Genomic DNA, 21233 nt, shown 5'->3' on the forward strand with positions numbered 1-21233 from the left:
ACTAAAAGCGAGGCTGCGAACCGATTAACGCGCATTGGCTCGCAATCTTTTGAAAAATCAGGCTATAAATACATCAATATTACGCTATATATATGTTTATATAGCGAAATTTCTCCGACTCAGTCATGGCTAAGGAGCATGATTAGGATTAGAATGATTTTTAAGCCAGGTTTTACCGCTGGAACGATGCTTTCGGCGCGTGAACCCTAACTCCTAGCCTTTACGCCTAAGTGGCTCCTCCGGGAACGATAGGGTGTATTGGCCGTGGCCCCTAAAGGCCGCCAGGGTGCAGGATAGAAATGTCCGCATCTCCCGTATTTGGAAAGGTGTTAACGGTGCCACAACTCATTGATGCGTTTGCGCGCAAATTTTATTATTTGCGCCTGTCCGTCACGGATGTCTGCAATTTCCGCTGTACCTACTGTTTGCCCGACGGCTACCGGCCCAACGGAAACACCAACAAAAGCTTCCTGTCGCCGGACGAAATCCGGCGCGTGACCCGGGCCTTTGCCGAACTGGGAACGGAAAAAGTCCGCCTCACCGGCGGCGAACCCTCGCTGCGCCGCGACTTTTGCGACATCATTGCCGCGGTACGCTCCCATTCATCCATCACCACCCTGGCGGTGACCACCAACGGCTATCGGCTGGCGCGGGATATCGCCTCATGGCGCGACGCCGGCCTGACGGCGCTTAACGTCAGCGTCGACAGTCTGGACGCGCGCCAGTTCAAGGCCATTACCGGCCAGGACAAGTTCCTGCAGGTCATGGCCGGCATCGATGCGGCGTTTGACGCGGGTTTTTCCAAGGTCAAGGTGAATACCGTCCTGATGCGCGATGTCAACGATATTCATCTCGATGCGTTCCTGGACTGGATTAAAACACGTCCGATCCAACTGCGTTTTATTGAATTGATGGAGACCGGCGACGGCGCAGAGCTGTTTCGCCAACGTCACGTTTCCGGCGATACCATTCGCCGGCGCTTGCTGGCCCTTGGCTGGGAATTGCAGCCGCGCGGGCGTACCGACGGTCCCGCCCTGGTGTTCCGCCATGCCGACTATCAGGGAGAGATTGGCCTGATTATGCCTTACGCCAAGGATTTTTGCGCCAGCTGCAACCGTCTGCGGGTATCGGCGACCGGCAACCTGCATCTCTGCCTGTTCGGCGAAGAGGGCATCCCTCTACGGGATTTGCTGGATGGCGACGCGTCCCTTGCGGCGTTGAAACTGCGCATTGCCGGTGGGTTGCAAATGAAAAAACAAACCCATTTTCTGCATCAGGGCAATTCCGGCAGTACCCGGAATCTTTCGTTTATCGGCGGCTGAAACCCGGCAAGGAGCACATAATGTCATCCCTCACTCATATCAATGCCGACGGCGAAGCGTTTATGGTGGACGTTTCCGCCAAAGAAGAGACCCGGCGCGAAGCGCGGGCCGAGGCCTATGTCGCCATGTCCGCCGCCACCCTGGCCATGATTATCGAAGGCAAACACCATAAAGGCGACGTCTTCGCCGTTGCGCGCATCGCCGGTATACAGGCCGCTAAACGGACCTGGGAACTCATTCCGCTGTGCCATCCGCTGGCGCTTAGCAACGTCGAAGTGCATCTGGAAGCGCAAACCGCCCATAACCGGGTGCGTATCGAGACCCGGTGCCGTCTTACCGGCAAGACCGGCGTGGAGATGGAGGCGCTCACCGCCGCGTCGGTGGCGGCGCTGACCATTTACGATATGTGCAAGGCAGTGCAAAAAGATATGGTCATAGGCCCGGTGCGGCTGCTGGCGAAAAGCGGCGGCAAATCCGGCGAATTCGAGGCGGCGAACTGATGATCACGGTGCTTTTTTTCGCCCGGATCCGGGAGTCGGTGGGAGTGGATCGCCTGACGCTGGACAGCGCCTACGGCACGGTGGAGGCGTTGCGCCTGGCGTTGTGCGAGCGTGGCGAACGCTGGTCCGTGGCGCTGGAACCGGGCAAAGTGCTGTCGGCGGTGAACCAGACGCTGGTCAGCCGGGATCATCCCGTGGCGGCCGGCGACGAGGTGGCGTTCTTTCCACCGGTCACCGGGGGTTGATATGGTAAATACCCGTATCCGTGTCAGCGAAGAGCCATTCGATATGGCGGATGAGTACGATTGGCTGGCGGCCTGCGACGAAGATGGCGCGGTGGTGACCTTCACCGGCAAGGTACGCAATCATAACCTGGGGGACGCGGTGACGACCCTGACCCTTGAGCATTACCCGGCAATGACCGAAAAGTCCCTGGCGGATATCGTGGAAGAAGCCCGGCGGCGCTGGCCGCTGCAGCGGGTAACGGTGATTCATCGGGTGGGCGAGCTGCGGGCGGGGGATCGGATAGTCCTGGTGGGCGTCAGCGGCGCCCATCGCGGCGCGGCGTTTGATGCCGCGCAATTCATCATGGATTATCTCAAAACCCGCGCCCCCTTCTGGAAGCGGGAGACCACCCCGGACGGCAGCCGCTGGCTGGATGCCCGCCCCGGCGACCACCAGGCGGCGGATCGCTGGCGGCCTGATTAACGACGGTTTTAAACCGCCGGCGGCCCGGTTAACGGCCCGCTTTATCCAGCGGCCATTGCCGCTTTTTTTGCGGCGGGTCCTTTATTGGCGCGCCGTTTTTTGTGGTAAGCTTTATGGTAGACTATATTCAGGCGGGCCGTAACCGCTTCATCATTGCGGCCTTGGTTTTCCCTATACGTTAAAGGTGATAGTCATGGATCGATTCCCCCGTTCTCAGGGTTCCATTGTGGAACGTGCTGATGCCGGTATCCAGCCATTTATGGCCCAGGTGTACGGCTGGATGACCTGCGGATTGTTTTTAACCGCTTTCGTTTCCTGGTACGCCGCGCGTACTCCGGCGGTGCTGAATCTGATTTTTTCTAGCCAGATCACCTTCTTCGGCCTGATTATCGCGCAGCTGGCGCTGGTGTTCGTGATTTCCGGCATGGTAAACCGCCTGAGCGGCACGGTGGCCACCGGGCTGTTCATGCTCTATTCCGCCCTCACCGGGCTGACGCTGTCGAGCATTTTTATCATCTATACCGCCTCGTCCATTGCCGGGACCTTTGTGGTGGCCGGCGGCATGTTCGGCGCCATGAGTCTCTACGGCTATACCACCAAACGCGACCTGAGCAGCTTCGGCAATTTGCTGTTCATGGCGCTGATCGGTATCGTACTGGCATCGGTGGTGAATATCTGGCTGAAAAGCACCCAGCTGATGTGGGTGGTAACCTATCTGGGCGTACTGGTGTTTGTCGGCCTGACCGCCTACGATACCCAGAAATTGAAATATATGGGTTCGCAACTTTCAGCGGATGATAAGGATAGCTACCGCAAATACTCCATCGTCGGCGCGCTGACCCTCTATCTTGACTTCATCAACCTGTTTTTGATGCTGCTGCGCATTTTCGGCAACCGCCGCTGACCTTTGGCACGCGCCGGGAGGGAGGCCGTTAGCGTCCCCGCCGGCGCCGGAGACAGATAGTGGATTTATCACAGCAACTGGCGAACTTTCCGCGCCTGGATCTTATCGGCCCGCCGACGCCGCTGGAATACCTCACACGGCTTTCCGACTATCTCGGCCGGGAAATTTTTATCAAACGGGATGATGTTACGCCGCTGGCTATGGGCGGCAACAAGCTGCGCAAATTGGAATACCTTGCCGCCGATGCCTTGCGCCAGGGTGCCGATACCCTGGTGACCGCCGGCGCCATTCAATCCAATCATGTCTGCCAGACGGCGGCGGTGGCGGCAAAACTGGGACTGCGCTGCGTCGCGCTATTGGAAAATCCCATCGGCACCCGCGCCGACAATTATCTTACCAACGGCAACCGGCTGCTGCTGGATCTGTTCGATGTGGAAGTGATGTCCTGCGAAACCCTCGACCAGCCGGATCAACAGCTGGCGGATATCGCCGAACGCCTGGAAGCGCAGGGATTTCGGCCTTATGTGGTGCCGGTGGGCGGTTCGAACGCGCTGGGGGCGTTGGGGTATGTCGGCTGTGGGGTGGAGATTGCCCACCAGTGCGACGGGCTGATTCGTCCGGGCAGCGTGGTGACCGCGTCGGGCAGCGCCGGCACCCATGCCGGCCTGGCGCTGGGGCTGCAAACCCTGCTGCCGGAAACCCTGGTTATCGGCGTGACGGTATCCCGCAGCGCCGAACAGCAACGCCCGAAAGTGGCGGCCCTGCAGGAGCAATTGGCCCTGATGCTGGATTGCCATGAGCCGCTGGCGAAAATTACCCTGTGGGATGATTATTTCGCTCCCCGCTACGGTATGCCCAACGAGGAAGGGCTGGCGGCTATCAAGCTGGTGGCGCGGCTGGAGGGAATTTTGCTCGATCCGGTCTATACCGGCAAGGCCATGGCGGGATTGATAGATGGCGTCAATCAATCCCGTTTTCCCGACGGTCCCATCCTGTTCGTGCATACCGGCGGTTCGCCGGCGCTGTTTGCTTATCACCCCACCGTATAATCCTGTGCTCTTGGAAGCATAAAGGGAGTCGTCATGAGCACTATTGAAGTCAGGCAGCTGGTAAAAACCTTTAACGGCCACCGGGTGCTTAACGGCATCGATCTTTCCGTGGAAACCGGCGACGTGCTGGCGATTGTCGGTCCCAGCGGGTCGGGCAAAACCACCATGCTGCGCAGTATCAACCTGCTGGAAGAACCGGACAGCGGCACCATTAAAGTGGGTTCGGTCCTTATCGACGGCGCCCGGCCCCTAAGCGCGCAAAAGCGGCAGATCCGGGCTTTGCGCCAGCAGGTGGGCTTTGTTTTTCAGAATTTCAATCTGTTTCCGCACCGTTCGGTATTGGAAAACATTATCGAAGGGCCGGTGGTGGTCAAGGGCGAACCGCGGGAAGAGGCCATCGAACGGGCGCGGGCCCTGTTGGCAAAGGTGGGCTTGAGCGGCAAGGAGGACGCCTATCCCAAACGTCTTTCCGGCGGCCAGCAGCAGCGGGTGGCCATTGCCCGCGCGCTGGCGATGCGTCCTGAGGTTATCCTGTTTGATGAGCCGACATCGGCGCTGGATCCCGAACTGGTGGGGGAGGTATTGAATACTATCCGCGCGCTGGCGGAGGAAAAACGCACCATGATTATCGTTACCCATGAAATGAGTTTTGCCCGTGACGTGGCTGACCGGGCCATATTCATGGATAACGGTGTGATTACCGAACAGGGCGCCGCCAAGGATCTTTTTACCCACCCCCAACACGACCGCACGCGGCAGTTCCTGAATAAATTTCTGAACGCCGGCTGAGGGTTATCGCATTTTTGGATCAAGCGGGTTCGCTGGCGCAATTGCCAACGGACCATGTAACGACAACCGAATTACAGTTATTTATCCGATACCCATCCCATTTTGTTACTATTTTTGCTACAATCCTTGTAATAGTTTTCGTCCGTTCACCATGGAAAGGCTTAGCCTCCCATCTGATTATCCCCCTGAGCGCAGACTGGCTGGCGACGTCGGGGCGGATCTGGAGTTTTTCAATATTATGTCATTCGATTCACTTGGCCTGAGTGCTGAGATTTTGCGTGCGTTATCCGACAAGGGCTACGAGCAGCCGACGCCGGTACAGCAACAGGCAATCCCCTATATTCTGCAGGGCCGTGATATCATGGCCAGTGCACAAACCGGCACCGGCAAAACCGCCGCGTTTACCCTGCCGATACTACAGTTGCTGAGCCAAAACCCGTTGGCCAAAAATCGCCGTCCGGTACGGGCGCTGATTTTGACGCCGACCCGGGAACTGGCGGCGCAGATTGGCGAGAATGTGGTTGAATACAGCACCAAGCTGTCCATTCGTTCGCTGGTGGTTTTTGGCGGCGTCAGTATCAATCCGCAAATGATGAAGCTGCGTGGCGGGGTGGATGTGCTGGTGGCGACACCGGGCCGCCTGCTTGATCTGGCGCAGCAGCGCGCCGTCGATTTGTCGGCGGTGGAAATCCTGGTGCTGGACGAAGCCGATCGCATGTTGGATATGGGCTTTATCCATGATATCCGCCGGGTGATGAAGCTGTTGCCCGCGAAGAAGCAGAGCCTGATGTTCTCGGCGACGTTCTCAGATGATATCAAGGTGTTGGCCAATACCTTGCTGAACAATCCTGCCCTGGTGGAAGTGGCGCGCCGTAACGCCCCTGCCGATCAGATTGAGCAGTGTGTCCATCTGGTGGATAAAAAGCGCAAGCGTGAATTGCTGTCCTATATGATAGGCCATCACGACTGGCGCCAGGTGCTGGTCTTCACCCGTACCAAGCATGGCGCCAATCATCTGGCGGAGCTGCTGAATAAAGACGGCATCAAGTCGGCGGCGATTCATGGCAATAAAAGCCAGGGCGCGCGTACCCGGGCGCTGGCGGATTTCAAGCAGGGAGAAATCCGTGTGCTGGTGGCCACCGATATCGCCGCCCGCGGGTTGGATATCGATCTGCTGCCCCATGTGGTCAACTATGAACTGCCGCAGATTGCGGAAGATTATGTACACCGCATCGGCCGTACCGGCCGTGCCGACGCTACCGGCGAAGCCTTGTCGCTGGTGTGTGTCGATGAATACGGTTTGCTGCGCGATATCGAACGTATGCTGAAAAAACCGATTCCGCGCATTGCGCTGCCGGGATACGATCCCGATCCGACCATCAAAGCCGAGCCGTTGCAGACCGGCCGCGGCAGTCGTTCCAGCGGTCCTTCACGCGGCGCTCCGTCCTGGCGGTGCGCGCGGCGGCGCCTCATCCGGCGGCGCGCGGGATGGCAACGGCGGTTCCCGCGAGAGCGGCAGCCGTGATGCCAGGCCGCCCCAGCGTCGCCGTGACGCCGACGGCGCTTCGCAGCCCGGCCGAAGCGGCGCCCCGCGTCGCTCAGCCGGTTCGTCTTCCTCGTATGCCGGATCCGGCGCGCGGGACAGCCGTAGCGGCAATAAGAAATAGGGAGCGGTTTTCCTTTAACAGATTCGTTGCACGATCGGTGATAGCGGGCTTACCGCGCCGTGGGGCGCTCGGGCGGGCGGTAAAACCGCGCCCGCTTCGACCCCTTTGTCGCGCTCTCCCTTTAACACGCCCCGTTTGAGCTTCGTTAATAGCCATTGATTTTCCCCGTTCCAATCCCCTACTATGGCGCGATCTTTTTTGCGGATATCTCATGCGCGTATTACTGGCCCCCATGGAGGGCGTTCTCGATTCACTGGTGCGGGAATTGCTCTGCGGCATTAACGATTACGATTTGTGCATCACCGAATTCCTGCGGGTGGTGGACGGCCTGCTGCCGGTAAAAAGCTTCTATCGACTGTGCCCTGAACTACGGCGGGGCGGCTTGACCCCTGACGGTACGCCGGTGCGGGTACAATTGCTGGGTCAATATCCGCAGTGGCTGGGGGAGAATGCATCGCGGGCGGTGGAACTGGGATCGCCCGGTGTCGATCTTAACTGCGGATGCCCGTCAAAAACGGTGAACGGCAGCGGCGGTGGGGCGACGCTGCTTAAGGATCCGGAATTGATTTACCAGGGGACCAAAGCGATGCGCGGGGCGGTCCCGGCCTCTTTGCCGGTCACGGTGAAAATCAGGCTTGGCTGGGACTCCTCCCAGCGGAGCCTGGAAATCGCCGACGCGGTACAACAGGCGGGGGCTACCGAACTGGTGGTTCATGGCCGCACCAAGGAAGACGGCTATCGGGCGGAGCGCATCGACTGGCCGGCTATTGCCGCCATTCGCCGGCGCCTGACCATTCCGGTTATCGCCAACGGCGAGATCCGCGACTGGCAAAGCGGCCAAGATTGCCGGGCTGTCACCGGCTGCGATGCGTTGATGATCGGACGCGGCGCCCTGAGCGTGCCGAATCTCAGCCGGGTGTTGAAATATAATGAGCCTGTCATGCCCTGGCCGTCGGTGGCGGCCCTGTTGCATCGTTATGCCTGTTTGGAAAAATCCGGCGATACCGGTATGTATCACGTCGCGCGTATTAAGCAATGGCTGGGTTTCCTGCGAAAGGAGTACCCCCAGGCGACGGCGCTGATTAATGAGAGCCGGACGCTGAATACCGCTGAAGCCATCGCGGCGGTGATTTGCCGAGAGTGCGCATCATGATGAAAAATACCGGCCCGGACCGGTTTTCTTGCGTATGCTTCCGCCGGCCCCCGTCGCGGCCACTGGCGTTCGGCTCCCGGTAGGCTACGCTATCATCATCTTCTTCAAGGCACGGTCCAATCCATGAGTCTGCTTCTGCTACATCCGGTAAAACATTATCTGACCGCCCGTCCAAGGCTGCTGATCGCCGTCGGCGCCGGGATTCTGGTTTATTTTTTCTTGCCCGCGAGCTTTTCGACGCTGATGCGCCTGACCATTGCCTGGAATGTGCTGGCCTGGTTATACCTGTTCTTCCTCTGGTGGCTGATGATGCGAGCCCAGGAGGAAGATATCCGGCATATTGCCCGTATACAGGACGAGAGCGCCAGTACGGTATTGTCGCTGGTGAGCGTCACCTGTCTGGTAAGCATCCTGGTGATCCTGCTGGAACTGAGCATGGTAAAACACTTGTCGGGCGCATCTAAGGTCATGCACCTGGTCTTGACCGGCACGACGCTGATAGGGTCCTGGGCCTTGTTGCCGACGGCATTCGCCATGCATTATGCCCATTTGTTTTACCGAACCCGCGCGCAGCCGGAGTTGGCGCTGCTCTTTCCCAATGATTTACGCAAACCCCGCTATTGGGACTTTTTATATTTTTCCTTTACCATCGGCGTGGCGTCGCAAACCGCCGATGTCGCCATCGGCAGTTCGGACGTCAGGCGCATCGCGCTGCTGCAGTCGGTATTATCCTTTATTTTCAATCTGGTTATCCTCGGCCTTTCCATCAACGTCTGCGCCGGGTTATTGAGTTAAAGAAGGAAGTAAGCGGGGCGTTAAGCATCACTGACTTAAAACTGTCAAAAACGGCCTATAGGATAGGATGCACTTGAAGCCGTGATGCAGAAGTCTTCTTATGCGCAAACGCCTTTTTCCCTATTTGCTGCTGGCACCCACGTTTATTTTCCTCGTCGGTTTCACCTATCTGCCGTTAATCCGCGCCCTGATTGACAGCCTGCATGATTCCAGGCTTTCCACCGACAGTCCGCCTTTCGTCGGCATGGATAATTTTATCCGCCTGTTTCAAGACCCGGTATTCTGGCTGTCCCTGAGAAATAACGGCGTTTATATCCTGCTGACCGTGATACCCGGTATTCTGCTGGCCCTGGTTCTGGCGGTATGGCTGACGGAGAACACCAGGGTAAATCGCTGGCTGCGCACGGCGTTTTTTTTTCCTACCATTATTCCCCTGGTGAGCGCCGCCACCTTGTGGACGTTTATTTTCATTCCCAACCTGGGCCTGCTGGATTATTACCTGGGCAAAGCGGTCGGTCCGCTGTCGGTGAATTACCTCGGCATGGGGAATAGCGCGATGGTTGCCCTGGCGGCGGTGGGTATCTGGAAGTTTGCCGGCTATTACATGCTGTTTTTCCTGGCCGCCCTGCAAGGCCTGCCGGCTTCGCCGCGGGAAGCGGCTATTATGGAAGGGGCCGGCCGGCGGCAGGTGTTTTTTTATATCACCTTGCCGCTGCTCAGGCCGACCCTGAATTTTGTCATTATCATCGCCTTGGTTTATGCCATTACCCAAATTGATCATGTGGTCATCATGACCCAGGGCGGCCCCAACAATGCCACCTCGGTAGTGCTGTTTTATATCCAGAACCTGGCCAACAACAGCCACGATTTCGGTAAAGCGTCTGCCGCCACCTTCTTCACCATGCTCGCCCTGTTTGTGATTTCCATCCTCAATCTGCGCACCCTGGAAAAAGGGGTGCACTATGAACGTTAAACAGCGATTCCCGCTGCGCACCCTCTCGCTGCTGCTGATCTGCGCCGCCCTGCTGTGGCTAACGCCGATATTCTGGATGATCTCATCGGCGTTCAGCGCCGACAGTTTTTCCCCCGCCATGGCGTCGATCCTGCCCCGCCGGCCCTTGACCTTCGGCACGCTGGAGGAGGCATGGGAGATCGCCGATTGGCTGCGGTTGTATGCCAACACGCTGATTTTCGCCCTGGGGACGTTTGCGGTGCAACTGGTGACCATTACCACGGCGGGTTATGTGTTTGCCTATCACGAGTTTCACGGCAAAACCACGCTGTTTTACCTGCTGCTGATTCAACTGATGATCATGCCGGTCATGCTCATGGTGCCCAATATGATGACGTTGCACCAGCTCGGCCTGCTCAATACCCTGACCGGGACCATGCTGCCTTATTTCGCCTCGGCCTTCGGTGTTTTCCTGATGCGGCAGGCGTTTCTCAATATCCCGCGCGAACTGGAGGATGCGGCGCTGATGGAAGGGTGCCGCTGGTGGCAGGTGGTGATGCATGTCCTGCTGCCTATGACCCGGCCCGCGCTGCTGGCGTTCGCCACTGTCTCCATTACCTATCACTGGAACGAATTTCTCTGGCCGCTGATGGTCTTGAACGACCCGGATAAACAGGTGCTTACCGTGGGCTTGGCCTCCTTTGCCCTGGGAGCGGAATCCGGCGGCCAGTGGGGGCTTATCAGCGCCGGATCCCTGATGGTCTGCCTGCCGCTGATGGTGGCGTTCATTCTGTGTCAAAAGCATTTTCTCAGTGGTTTTGGTTTCTCCGGTATCAAATAAGAGGACGACTATGTTCATTGCCCAACTTTCCGATCTTCACTTTCGCCAGCAGGGAACGAAGCTATATGACTTTATCGATGTCAATGCCGCCAATGGTGAAATCATCAACCGGATCAACGCGCTGGCGGAACGGCCCGATGCGGTGATCGTCACCGGCGATATCGCCAACTGCGGCGAGCCGGGGGAATATCGCCTGGCCCGCCGCATGCTGGGCATGCTGAACTATCCGCTCTATGTCATTCCCGGCAACCATGATAACAAGGCTTTTTTCCTTGACGCCTTCAGTGAGCTTTGTCCGCAACTGGGCCAGGATCCGGAAAATATCGCCTATCAAGTGGACGATTTCCCGGTCCGGCTGCTGTTTATCGATAGCTCGGTGACCGGCGCCGCCCACGGACATTTAAGTGAAAATACCCTGCGCTGGCTGGAGCGGGCGTTATCCCGGGACGATAAAGAGAGCTATGTTTTCATGCATCATCCGCCGCTGGCGTTCGGCTCGGCGCAGATGGACCCCATTGCCTGTGACAACGGCAAGGCGCTGTTGGCGCTGATTGAGCGCTTCGCTCACCTGACGCGGGTATTCTGCGGCCATGTGCATCGCATGATTGCCACCCAGTACCGGCAGGCGCTGATTTGCTCCGCGCCCGCCACCGTGCATCAGGTGCCTTATTACCATTCGGACGAACGGGCTTATTACAGTCTGGAACCGGGCGCCATGATGATGCACAACCTGGTGGAGGGGGTGGGGTTGGTGAGCAGCTACCACTCCCTGGCGCACTATGCCGGGCCCTGGTTATACGATCCGCGAATCAGCTGCCCGCTGGATACGTTCTGATGTCTTTATTGGCAATCGATGGCTTGACCAAGCGCTTCGGCGAGGTGGATGTCCTGCGGGAGGTGACGCTGGACATCCGGGAAGGGGAATTCCTGGTGTTGGTGGGACCCTCCGGATGCGGCAAAAGCACACTGTTGCGGATAGTGGCCGGCCTGGAGCAGCCCACCGCGGGCCGCATGCTGTTCAACGGCAGCGATATCGTCAACCGGACGCCGCGGGAGCGCAATTTCTCGCTGATTTTCCAGAATTATGCCCTGTTCCCTCATATGACGGTGAGAAATAACATTCTGTTCGGCATGAAAATACGCGGCGAGCCGGCGTCGGGATTCCCCCAACGGCTGGCCAAGGTGGCAGACCTGTTGCAATTGCAGCCGCTGCTGGATAGAAAACCGTCCCAGCTTTCCGGCGGCCAGCGGCAGCGCGTGGCCATGGCGCGGGCCATTATCCGCGAACCGGCGCTGTTTTTAATGGACGAGCCGTTATCCAATCTTGACGCCCGGCTGCGCGGCGAAGTCCGCGACGGCATCATGGCGCTGCATGAGAAGCTGAAGATCAGTACCGTTTACGTTACCCATGATCAAATCGAAGCCATGACCATGGCGGACCGTATCGCGGTTTTACATCAGGGCCGTCTGCAACAAATCGGTACGCCGGAATCCCTTTACCGGCGACCGGCCAATCTGTTCGTGGCGGGGTTTATCGGCACACCGGCCATGAATATCCTCAAGCTGCCTTGGGGCGACGGGAAGGCCTGGCTGGCGGGGCGGCCCATCGACGGGCCGGCGGGGGCTGCAGCGCGGGGTTACGGGGAAACGGAAGTCTATTTCGGCATACGTCCCGAGCACTTGGCGGAGGATCGGCAAAACGGTTTTCTGCACGGCCAGGTGGTGCGGCGAGAGCTGCACGGCGCTGAGTATCTCATCGCATTAAACACCCCTGCGGGGGTTATTCAGTACCGCCGGGAAAATCGCGGCGCTATCCCGGCCCCCGGCCAGGAGATTTCTCTCTCGTTTTCACCGCTGGATTGTTATCTGTTTTCGGTGGTTAACCAACATACGCTTTTAGGGGAGCAATAAATGAAAATATCAGGGTGGATGCTATTGATGGGCGGCGTGGCGGCAAGCGGCGGCGCCTGGGGGGCACAGGCCATTGACTTTATGTTTCCCGCCCCGGTGGACGGTAAGCTGACGATGGAAATGACCCGCATCATCAAAGAATTTAATCAATCCCAGCAGCAGGTCGAGGTGCGGGGCATTTTTACCGGTGGCTACGATACCACCAAGGTTAAGGCGGAGTCGGCGGCCAAGGCGGGCTCCCCGCCGGCGCTGGTGATCATGTCCGCCAATTTTACCGTCGATCTGGCGCTGAAGGATGAAATTTTGCCCATGGATGAATTATTTAAATTCTCGGCGGACAAGCAATCGGCGACGGATTTTCTGCAAAAAAACTTCTGGCCCGCGGTACAGCAGAATGCCCAGGTGCTGGGCCGGACCTATGCCATCCCTTTTCATAATTCCACCCCCATTCTTTATTACAACCGCGACCTGTTCCAACAGGCGGGCATCAGCCAGCCGCCGCGGACCTGGTCGGAACTGGCGGAGGACGCCAAAAAGCTCACCAATAAAGATAAAGGCCAGTGGGGCATTATGATTCCGTCCACCAATGACGATTACGGCGGCTGGATGCTTTCCGCGCTGACCCACGCCAACGGCGGCAACTGGTCTAACGACAACTATCCGGGGGAGGTGTATTACGACACTCCCAGCGCCAAGGGCGCCCTGCAGTTCTGGCAGAATCTGGTGTATCGCGACGGGGTGATGCCGGCGGGGGTATTGAATACCAAACAAATCAGCGCCGCGTTTTTCTCCGGTAAACTGGGCATGGCGTTGCTGAGCACCGGCGCATTAGGCTTTATGCGCGATAATAGCCGCGATTTTACCATGGAGGTGGCGATGATGCCGGTCCAGCAGCGCCAGGCGGTAATTATCGGCGGCGCCAGCCTGGTGAGTTTTAAAGGCATCAGCGAAGCGCAAAAGGCCGCCGCCTATCAATTCCTCACCTATCTCACCAGCCCCGATGTGAACGGTCAATGGAGCCGTTTCACCGGTTATTTCGCGCCGCGCATGGCCGCTTACGATACCCCGGCCATGAAGGATTATCTTGCCAAGGATCCGCGAGCGGCGGTGGCGCTGAAACAGCTGCAGTATGCCCATCCCTGGTATGCCACCTATGAGACGGTGGCGGTACGCCAGGCCATGGAGAATCAGCTGGCGTCGGTGGTCACAGACAAATCGCGCCTGGTGGCGGATGCGGCAAGGGATGCCCAGCGACAGGCGGATGAGATCATGAAGCCGTATGTGGCGCAAACGGCGTTGAAACAGCCCTGAGACCGGGGTTAAACCCCGGTCGGAGCTTGTTGACAAAGTGCCCGGTCGAGACAGGCTGCTAGATCGTAAACACGCCGTGAACCCTTCCCTGGGGGCTCGATCCGCGCCATCCCTGGCGCGGACGGTTTACTCTTCTAGCAGCCTGTCCCGCCTTATTGGCTTCGGGCATGTTTGTCAGCAGTCTGAGACCGGAGTTAAACCCCGGTCTTTACCCTGGCGATTAGGGCTGTCCGTTTCTGCCGTGGGCGATAAAAGCCGGCCGCAGGCTTAATCGTTCATAATAGGCGCTCACTGCCGGGAGGTCGGGGCGTTGGAGCGGGGTGGAAAACCAGCGGTTCACCGACAGGCCGATGGGGATATCCGCCAGGGTAAATGCCGGACCCGCGACAAAGGCTCCGGTGGCCTTGAGCTGGCCCTCCAGGATCGACATTTTGTCGGCCCAGCTTGCGGCGGCGGCCTTGATGCGTTCGGGATCGGGATGTTCGGGATTGTGCCGCACCAGGGCGCTGAAAACATAGCTCCAGGCGGGATTGAGATCGGCGGCCTGCCAATCAATCCACCGGTCGATGCCGGCCCGGATTTTGGGGGCCGCCGGGTATAGCGATTCGCCGCGGTAGGCGCGCGCCAGGTAACGGATAATGGTATTCGATTCCCATAGGACAAAATCCTCGTCCTGGATAACCGGAACCATGGCATTAGGATTCAGCGCGAGAAATTCGGGGCTGTGGGTGGATTTGAATCCGTTGCCCCAGTCTTCGCGCTGATATTCGATGCCCAACTCCGCGCAGGCCCATAGGACCTTGCGCACATTAATGGATGAAGATCTGCCGAGTATTTTCAGCATAGGCTTCCTTTACAATCAATGTTAGGGTGACAGTGGCCAAGCCATACTGGCATTTTTCCCGGCGGCTGGGAACAGGAAAACGCCGGCTTAAAGTCTCCAGGGCTGCTTGCGCCATTGAAATGCCTTGCCGGTATGCCGGGGATAAGTATCCCTAGCGCGCTGCCAACTGCTCGTTGACCCGCCTTTGCAAGCGTAGGAGGCTCTTGGAGAAGAACTCCGCGTCGTCAAGGGCGCGGGCCAGGATCAGGGCGCCCTGGATACCGGCCACCACCTCCTGCGACAGGATGGCGCAGGTGGAGTCGTCAACCCCAGCGCGCCGCAGGGCGCCCCCCAGCGCGGCTATCCACCGCCTGAAATAGCCGCTGATGGCGGTAGCGAACCGATCCCGCGTGCCGTCCAGGGCAAACGCCCCCACCAGGCAAACGCGTTTACCGGACTGAAAATAGTCATCCACTTCCCGCCACATGTCATCCAGAGCGCCGAAGGCGTTCTCCTGTTCCAGCGGCAGGAAAATATGCCCGGCGAACCAGCGGTGGATATGCAGCAGCACCTCAGCGGCCATCTCCTCCTTACCGGCGGGGAAAAAGTGATAAAGACTGCCTTTGCCCAGCCCGGTACCCTCGGTAATGCGGCTGAGGGAGGCGCCCTCAAAGCCGCACTCGCGGAATATTTCGGCAATGCGGGCCACCAGCTCGGTTTTTGCGTTTTCTTTGCTGTTCAATGAATGAATGCCTTGCAGTTACCGAGAACCACTACAAACCAAAATCGGACAGGCCGGGGTGGTCGTCCGGACGCCGGCCCAGCGGCCAGAAAAACCGGCGATCGTCGCTGGTAATGGGCAAATCATTGATGCAGGCAAAACGGCGGAACATCAATCCTTGCTCATTGAACTCCCAGTTTTCATTGCCGTAGGAGCGAAACCAGTTTCCGCTGTCATCGTGCCATTCGTAAGCGAAACGTACCGCTATCCGGGCGCCGGTAAATGCCCATAGCTCTTTGATCAGCCGATAATCCAGCTCCCTGGCCCATTTGCGGGTCAGGAAGGCTACCACTTCCTCGCGTCCGGTAACAATTTCAGCACGGTTGCGCCACTGGGTGTCTTCGGAGTAGACCAGGGAGACCCGGCGGGGGTCCCGGCTGTTCCAGCCGTCTTCCGCCAAACGGACTTTGGCGATTGCAGTCTCCAGCGTAAAGGGGGGAACCAGGTTAGCCATGATGAGTGCCTTTTCTATGAGTGAAGATAGGACTGTACCGATCGGTACAGCCATTGACAAGGTTTATTTTATCCTGTCAGGTTTCGCGGGAATTGCCGAAAACGTCAAGCCCGCCCGGAACGTGGCGGAAATGAACCCGGGTCCGAGGAGAAACGAAAAGCCGCACGTGTTGAAATCGGGTATGAAATGAGGGAACGGATGGGAGACGGAGGTGAACCGATAAAATCGGTTAAGGGATTTTAAACAGCAAAAGACCTGGCTGAATGCGCCATGTCTGAATGCGTGGGTCGTTAAAATGTATTAGCGGAATGGGCGTCCGGTAAAGGCCCGGATCAGGTAATCTGCCAGTCCGGCGGGGTGTGGACGATAATATATTCCCCCAGCTCTTTCAGACCGGCCCAGATATCGCGCCAGTGCGCCAGCTCCATCGAGAGGGTAATGCCCAGCAACCCGGCGACAAACCAATAGGCCATGCTGATGCCGACGCCGGTGAAGATAAAGGCAAGGGCATTTTTACTGGATCTACGGCATACGACATTTAGCGTGCTAGCGAAAAACATCATCACCGCACTGAGCAATTCCCAGCGCATCATCACAAAGCCTGCGGCCAGCGTACTCATGTGGAACCATCCTCCCGTTGATTAAGTTGCCGTAATTTTCTCCTGTTTTTAGGTATTGTGCTACAAAAATATGTGATGGAGGTCAAATTTTTTTGACGGCAATGGATAAGTTGTTTACTTTTTTGGTTTTTTTACTTTTGGGTGCCGGCCGCTACGGTTTCCGCCGGCCCGAACACCGGATACTTAGGTAAATTCACCTGCGTGTAGGGTTCCCAGCCTCCGCCCAGGGCTTTGTAAAGCGCCACCAAATCAATGCCGGTCTGGACCCGGGCGGCGGCGACCTACTGGCGGGCCTGGGCCAGCTGCCGCTGTGCATCAAGCATAGTGATAAATGACGTCAGTCCCTGGCGGTAGCTTTCGCTGGATAAATTGAAGGCGTTTTGAAATGACGCGGCGGCTTGCTCCAGGCCATCCACCTGCTGCTGATCCGTGCGGTAGCTCACCAGCGCGTTCTCCACATCCTGCAACGCGGTCAGGACGGTTTGGCGGTAGGACAAGACCGCATTGGCCTGTTGCACCCGGGCCAGCCGGACGCTTGACACCAGCCGGCCGCCCTGGAAAATCGGCAGCGACACCTGGGGACCGTAACTGTAAAAATGGCTGCTCCAGTGGGTCAGATAATCCGCCTCGGTATTGCGCATGCCGAACTGGCCGGTGAGGGAAAAATCAGGGAACAATTGCGCCACCGAGACGCCGATATTGGCGGTGGCCGCATGCAGATTGGCTTCCGCCTGGCGCACATCGGGACGGCGGCGCGCCAGGGCTGACGGCACGCCCACCGCCACAGCGGCCGGGACGGCGGGCTGCGGCTTGTCTTGGCGTAGTTCGTTATCCAGCGTGCCGGGAGGTTGTCCCAGCAATACCGCCAATCCGTTCATCGCCTGACGCTGTTCCGCTTCGTACCGCGGCAACTGCGCCCGCAGCGAACCGAGCTGGGCAGCGGCGTTTTCCACATCATACTGCGGCGCCAGACCGTGCTGCTGGCGGCTGCGGGTCAATTCCAGGGACTGTTCCGCCACATCGATTTGCGTGCGAAGCGTCTGCGCCACGGTCTGGGCGCCCCTCAGCTGCAAATAGGTCCGCGCCACCTCCGCCTCCAGGGACACCAGGGCGTCGTTGCGTTCTTCAACCGAAGCCTGGCTTTGCGCCTGCGCCATCTCCACCGATCGGCGGACTTTTCCCCAAAGATCCAGCTCCCAGCTGGCGTCGAAACTGCCCTGATACAAGCTTATCGGCTGAGTCAGGGTATCCAGCGCGGAGGCTGCCTGCGGACTAAGACTCGCCACGCTTGAGGTGTCGACATGGGCCGAATCCAGCTGGCCCGCCAGACCCAGCTGCTCGCGCTGGGCGCTGGCCTTGGCCTGCACCGACGGCAGGTAAGCGGCGCCGGCCTGCAGGGTTTGTTCACGGGCGCCGGCGATACGCAGTACCGCCTGCTGCAGATTGATATTGCCGGCGATGGCCCGGTCTATCAGGCTATCGAGCTGCGGATCGTTAAAGCTGTGCCACCAGGACGGATCGGGCAGCGCCGCCAGGGTAGCGGAGGCGGACCGGTTTTTGCCGCCGTTGTCGAGATTGTTGAACGCGGCGGGGGTCACCGGTGATGGGGGGCGGTAATCCGGACCCACCGAACAGGCGGTTATCATGGCCGCCAGCAAACCAAGGCCGAAACGGCGCAGGCGGGGAGCGTGCTGCAATTGAGCTTTTAACAAACGGGCCGGCATACTAATGGGCTCCAACGCTGCCTTCGCTCTTCACCGGCGAAAGCAACAGACAGAAAGGAATCAGGATAAACGCCACCACCGCGCAAATGGAAAACACGTCGATATAGGACATAATCCGCGATTGGATAATCATTTGCTGGTACATCTTGCCGGTGGCTATTTGCAGCGGGTCGCCTATTTGCAGGGAAAAGTCCCGGATGGCCGCCGCGCTGGTATTTACCGCCTGCTGGAATTGCTCATTAAGCGGCGACATGTTATGCACCATATACGCGCTGTGGACCTGGCTGCGTTCGGTAATGGCGGCGGTGGACAGGGAAATCCCGACGGATCCCGCCACATTGCGGAACATGGTAAACAGCGCCGAGGCGTCGGCATTGAGCTTCGGCGCCAAGGTGATATAGGCCACGGTGGTGAGGGGCACGAATAAAAATCCCAGCCCGATGGATTGGGCGCTGCGCATCATGACCAGGGTCAGATAGTCCACATTGGGCACCAGCCGGCTGGAATAGACAAAGGCCAGCGCCAGTAACGTGAAGCCGAAAGCCACCAGCCAGCGGGTTTGTACGATGGGCATCAGTTTTATCACCAGCGGGATGGACAGGACGATTAAAATCGCCCCCGGCGACATCACCAGGCCGGAGAGGGTGGCGGTATAGCCCAGCTCCTGCTGGGCCAACTGCGGTATCGCCACCGAACTGCCGTAGAGGATCATGGCCATGCCGGCCATCAGCAGGCTGGAGACGGCGAAATTTCTGTCTTTGAGACAGCGTAAATCCACCACCGGTTTTTTGGCGTAAAGCAGCCAATAGACGGCGCCCACAATGCCTACCGCCGTCAGGACCGCAAACAGACGGATAAAATTGGACGAGAACCAGTCATCGTCCTCGCCGCGGTCCAGCATGACCTGCAAACATCCCAGGCCAAGAGCTATCAGGCCGATGCCGGTAAAATCAATGGATAATTTACGGCCTTTGACCCGGCGTTCCCACGGAGGGTCTTCCAGCAGTTGGTAAATAGCCACCAGGGTCAGGACGCCGATGGGAATATTAATCAAAAACACCCAGCGCCAGCTGTAATTGTCGGTTATCCAGCCGCCCAGGGTGGGGCCCAGCACCGGCGCCACGATTATGGCGATAGAGGAGAGGCCGAAGGCTTTGCCGCGATCTTCTGGCTTGAAATAATCCAGCAGCACCGATTGTTGTACCGGCTGCAGTCCGCCGCCGAAAAAACCCTGCAGCACCCGAAATAAGATGATTTGCCACAGCTCGGTGGAGATGCCGCACAGGAACGAGCAGACGGTAAACATGGCGATACACAGCAGGAAATATTGCTTGCGGCCAAACACCCGGCCCAGAAAGGCGGAGATGGGCAATACGATACCGTTCGCCACCAGATACGAGGTGAGCACCCAGGTGGATTCATCGTAACTTGCCGATACGGTTCCGGCGATATGGGGCAGGGCGACATTGACAATGGTGGTATCCAGGATCTCCATGAATACCGCCAGGGTCACTACCCACGCCACGACCCAGGGGTTGCCCGTCGGCCGCCAGTGCCGATCGTCACTCATTTCAGGAATACCTTGGGCTGCACCGAGAGGCCGAGGGGCAGGGGCATATTCGGATCCAGTCCGCTGTCGATGACGATTTTCACCGGCACCCGCTGCACGATTTTCACAAAGTTACCGGTGGCGTTTTCCGCCGGGAACGCTGAAAAGCGCGAACCGGAACCTTGCTGCACGCTGTCCACATGGCCGTGCAGTTTCATGTCGGGGTAGGCATCCACCTCAATATCCACCTGGTTGCCGGGCTGCATGCGCTCCAGCTGCGACTCCTTGAAGTTGGCCGTCACCCAGACATCCGGTGAGACCACCGACATCAGGGCGCCGCCGGCCTGTACCAGCATGCCGGGCTGCACATTGCGGCGGGTGACGAATCCGTCGAACGGCGCGCGGACGTCGGCATAGGAGAGATTCAAATCGGCGGTTTCCACCTGCGCTTTCGCCTGCTGCACCTGTTGCTGGCGCGCCTCGACGGTGGTCTCCGCCTGGCGGATTTGCAGCGCCACCTGAGCGGCTACCTGCACCTGGGCGCGGGCATTGGCGACATCGGCGCTGGCCGCGCGCAACTGCGCGTTGGCGCTGTCGATATTTTGCTGCGAAGTGGCCCGGGGATCGACGCCGCGCTGCCGGCGATATTCCGCCTCGGCATTTTGTAGATTAGCCTCGGCCCGGGCCTGTTGCGCCTGGGCCTGCGCCAGCTGCGCCGGATACTGCACGCGGGATAGGTCCAACTGCACCTGGGCCTGGTGCAGCTGCGCCTGGGCCAGACCCAGCTGGGCCAGGGCCTGGTCCCGCTGCGCGGTATAATCCCTTGGGTCTATTTGCACCAGCAAATCCCCTTTATGCACGCGCTGGTTATCCCTGACCGCCAGGTTGACCACATAACCGGAGATTTTCGGCGCGATGGTCACCGCGTCGCTTTCGGTATAAGCATCGTCGGTGGTCTCCTGATTACGGGTGGACAACCAAAAGTAAAGCGCCACCAGGATGAGGATCAGCACCACCACGGCCAAAATGATCAGAGGCTTTTTACCGGGACCTTTACGGGGCGGCTCCGACGCGTCGTCTTGCTTATCGCCTTCCTCGTCGGACTGGTTGTCTTCATCTTGCCGGCCATGGGCCGGTGGCTGGTCTTGGTGGTCGTTATCGCGGCGGTCTTGGTTCGCCGGCAATGCGTCATCTGATTTGTCGTTATTATTGCTGTCCATAGGCCCCATCAAGATATCGGCAGCAAGGCGCTGCGCCGTTGATTAACAGAGAATCTTTTCATTGATTAAAAAGATTATAGCAAAGTTGTGACTTACATCAGTTTATTGCTGCTTTGCGAATGCATGAGACGTGGAGACGCTGGCCATTTCTTGCCAGACC

The 21233-nt window shown here is 58.4% G+C and carries 21 protein-coding genes, 2 pseudogenes and 1 riboswitch; of the genes and pseudogenes, 16 read left to right on the forward strand and 7 right to left on the reverse strand.

Going from position 1 to position 21233, the window contains the following annotated elements; translation table 11 throughout:
• Positions 1–199 precede the first annotated feature (199 nt).
• A riboswitch (molybdenum cofactor riboswitch) is annotated at positions 200–345 on the forward strand.
• The 15 genes and pseudogenes from moaA to GTU79_RS07990 all read left to right on the forward strand — a co-directional run bounded on the left by moaA (position 336) and on the right by GTU79_RS07990 (position 13902).
• Positions 336–1322, forward strand: a complete 987-nt coding sequence (gene moaA, locus GTU79_RS07920; RefSeq protein ID WP_203522272.1) for a GTP 3',8-cyclase MoaA — start codon at positions 336–338, stop codon at positions 1320–1322. It overlaps the preceding riboswitch by 10 nt.
• Before the next feature lie 20 nt (positions 1323–1342).
• A complete protein-coding gene (moaC, locus tag GTU79_RS07925; RefSeq protein WP_203522271.1) occupies positions 1343–1822 on the forward strand; it encodes a cyclic pyranopterin monophosphate synthase MoaC in 480 nt (159 codons plus the stop codon).
• The gene (moaD, locus tag GTU79_RS07930; protein ID WP_132922741.1) at positions 1822–2067 is read left to right on the forward strand and encodes a molybdopterin synthase sulfur carrier subunit; all 246 of its coding nucleotides are present in this window, start codon (positions 1822–1824) and stop codon (positions 2065–2067) included. The genes moaC and moaD overlap by 1 nt, the downstream gene beginning before the upstream one ends.
• Before the next feature lies 1 nt (position 2068).
• Entirely contained in the window at positions 2069–2530 is a 462-nt protein-coding gene (gene moaE / locus GTU79_RS07935; protein WP_132922740.1) for a molybdopterin synthase catalytic subunit MoaE, read from the forward strand.
• 193 nt (positions 2531–2723) lie between these two features.
• Positions 2724–3434, forward strand: a complete 711-nt coding sequence (locus tag GTU79_RS07940) for a Bax inhibitor-1/YccA family protein (protein ID WP_132922739.1) — start codon at positions 2724–2726, stop codon at positions 3432–3434.
• A 59-nt stretch (positions 3435–3493) separates the two neighbouring features.
• A complete protein-coding gene (locus GTU79_RS07945; protein WP_203522270.1) occupies positions 3494–4483 on the forward strand; it encodes a D-cysteine desulfhydrase in 990 nt (329 codons plus the stop codon).
• A 33-nt stretch (positions 4484–4516) separates the two neighbouring features.
• Positions 4517–5272: an L-cystine ABC transporter ATP-binding protein TcyN gene (gene tcyN / locus GTU79_RS07950; protein ID WP_132922737.1), complete on the forward strand. Its 756-nt coding sequence runs from the start codon at positions 4517–4519 to the stop codon at positions 5270–5272.
• A gap of 238 nt (positions 5273–5510) precedes the next feature.
• Positions 5511–6939: pseudogene (gene rhlE / locus GTU79_RS07955) on the forward strand (ATP-dependent RNA helicase RhlE).
• Positions 6940–7150: 211 nt separating this feature from the next.
• Complete coding sequence (gene dusC / locus GTU79_RS07960) at positions 7151–8092, forward strand: tRNA dihydrouridine(16) synthase DusC (RefSeq protein ID WP_214513822.1); 942 nt, start codon at positions 7151–7153, stop codon at positions 8090–8092.
• Between the two features lie 129 nt (positions 8093–8221).
• Positions 8222–8887: a DUF1345 domain-containing protein gene (locus GTU79_RS07965; RefSeq protein WP_420854172.1), complete on the forward strand. Its 666-nt coding sequence runs from the start codon at positions 8222–8224 to the stop codon at positions 8885–8887.
• A gap of 100 nt (positions 8888–8987) precedes the next feature.
• Positions 8988–9860: a carbohydrate ABC transporter permease gene (locus tag GTU79_RS07970; protein ID WP_132922734.1), complete on the forward strand. Its 873-nt coding sequence runs from the start codon at positions 8988–8990 to the stop codon at positions 9858–9860.
• A complete protein-coding gene (locus GTU79_RS07975; RefSeq protein WP_203522266.1) occupies positions 9850–10680 on the forward strand; it encodes a carbohydrate ABC transporter permease in 831 nt (276 codons plus the stop codon). Before GTU79_RS07970 ends, GTU79_RS07975 begins: the two co-directional genes overlap by 11 nt.
• A gap of 10 nt (positions 10681–10690) precedes the next feature.
• Entirely contained in the window at positions 10691–11515 is an 825-nt protein-coding gene (locus GTU79_RS07980; RefSeq protein ID WP_132922732.1) for a phosphodiesterase, read from the forward strand.
• Entirely contained in the window at positions 11515–12591 is a 1077-nt protein-coding gene (locus GTU79_RS07985; protein WP_214513823.1) for an ABC transporter ATP-binding protein, read from the forward strand. The genes GTU79_RS07980 and GTU79_RS07985 overlap by 1 nt, the downstream gene beginning before the upstream one ends.
• Positions 12592–13902 (forward strand): ABC transporter substrate-binding protein, encoded by a 1311-nt coding sequence (locus GTU79_RS07990; RefSeq protein WP_203522264.1) that lies wholly within the window; start codon positions 12592–12594, stop codon positions 13900–13902. It abuts the gene before it with no gap.
• 220 nt (positions 13903–14122) lie between these two features.
• On the opposite strand, the gene GTU79_RS07995 is transcribed toward GTU79_RS07990, so the two are convergent.
• The 3 genes from GTU79_RS07995 to GTU79_RS08005 form a co-directional block, all read right to left on the reverse strand.
• Positions 14123–14746, reverse strand: coding sequence for a glutathione S-transferase family protein (locus GTU79_RS07995; protein WP_132922729.1), 624 nt, complete (start codon positions 14744–14746; stop codon positions 14123–14125).
• Between the two features lie 151 nt (positions 14747–14897).
• Positions 14898–15467, reverse strand: a complete 570-nt coding sequence (locus GTU79_RS08000; RefSeq protein ID WP_203522263.1) for a TetR/AcrR family transcriptional regulator — start codon at positions 15465–15467, stop codon at positions 14898–14900.
• 31 nt (positions 15468–15498) lie between these two features.
• Positions 15499–15960, reverse strand: coding sequence for a nuclear transport factor 2 family protein (locus GTU79_RS08005; protein ID WP_132922727.1), 462 nt, complete (start codon positions 15958–15960; stop codon positions 15499–15501).
• Between GTU79_RS08005 and GTU79_RS08010 the strand changes: the two genes are divergently transcribed.
• Entirely contained in the window at positions 15959–16150 is a 192-nt protein-coding gene (locus GTU79_RS08010; RefSeq protein ID WP_203522262.1) for a hypothetical protein, read from the forward strand. The two genes, GTU79_RS08005 and GTU79_RS08010, sit on opposite strands and share 2 nt — an antisense overlap.
• Before the next feature lie 142 nt (positions 16151–16292).
• Here GTU79_RS08010 and GTU79_RS08015 read toward each other — a convergent pair whose 3' ends face one another.
• The 4 genes and pseudogenes from GTU79_RS08015 to GTU79_RS08030 form a co-directional block, all read right to left on the reverse strand.
• The gene (locus tag GTU79_RS08015) at positions 16293–16580 is read right to left on the reverse strand and encodes a YjcB family protein (RefSeq protein ID WP_132922725.1); all 288 of its coding nucleotides are present in this window, start codon (positions 16578–16580) and stop codon (positions 16293–16295) included.
• Between the two features lie 131 nt (positions 16581–16711).
• Positions 16712–18304, reverse strand: a pseudogene (locus tag GTU79_RS08020) (efflux transporter outer membrane subunit).
• A 1-nt stretch (position 18305) separates the two neighbouring features.
• A complete protein-coding gene (locus tag GTU79_RS08025; protein WP_132922723.1) occupies positions 18306–19874 on the reverse strand; it encodes a DHA2 family efflux MFS transporter permease subunit in 1569 nt (522 codons plus the stop codon).
• Complete coding sequence (locus GTU79_RS08030) at positions 19871–21073, reverse strand: HlyD family secretion protein (protein WP_203522260.1); 1203 nt, start codon at positions 21071–21073, stop codon at positions 19871–19873. Before GTU79_RS08030 ends, GTU79_RS08025 begins: the two co-directional genes overlap by 4 nt.
• Positions 21074–21233: the final 160 nt, after the last annotated feature.

This window comes from Sodalis ligni (assembly GCF_016865525.2).
Lineage (GTDB): Bacteria > Pseudomonadota > Gammaproteobacteria > Enterobacterales > Enterobacteriaceae > Acerihabitans > Acerihabitans ligni.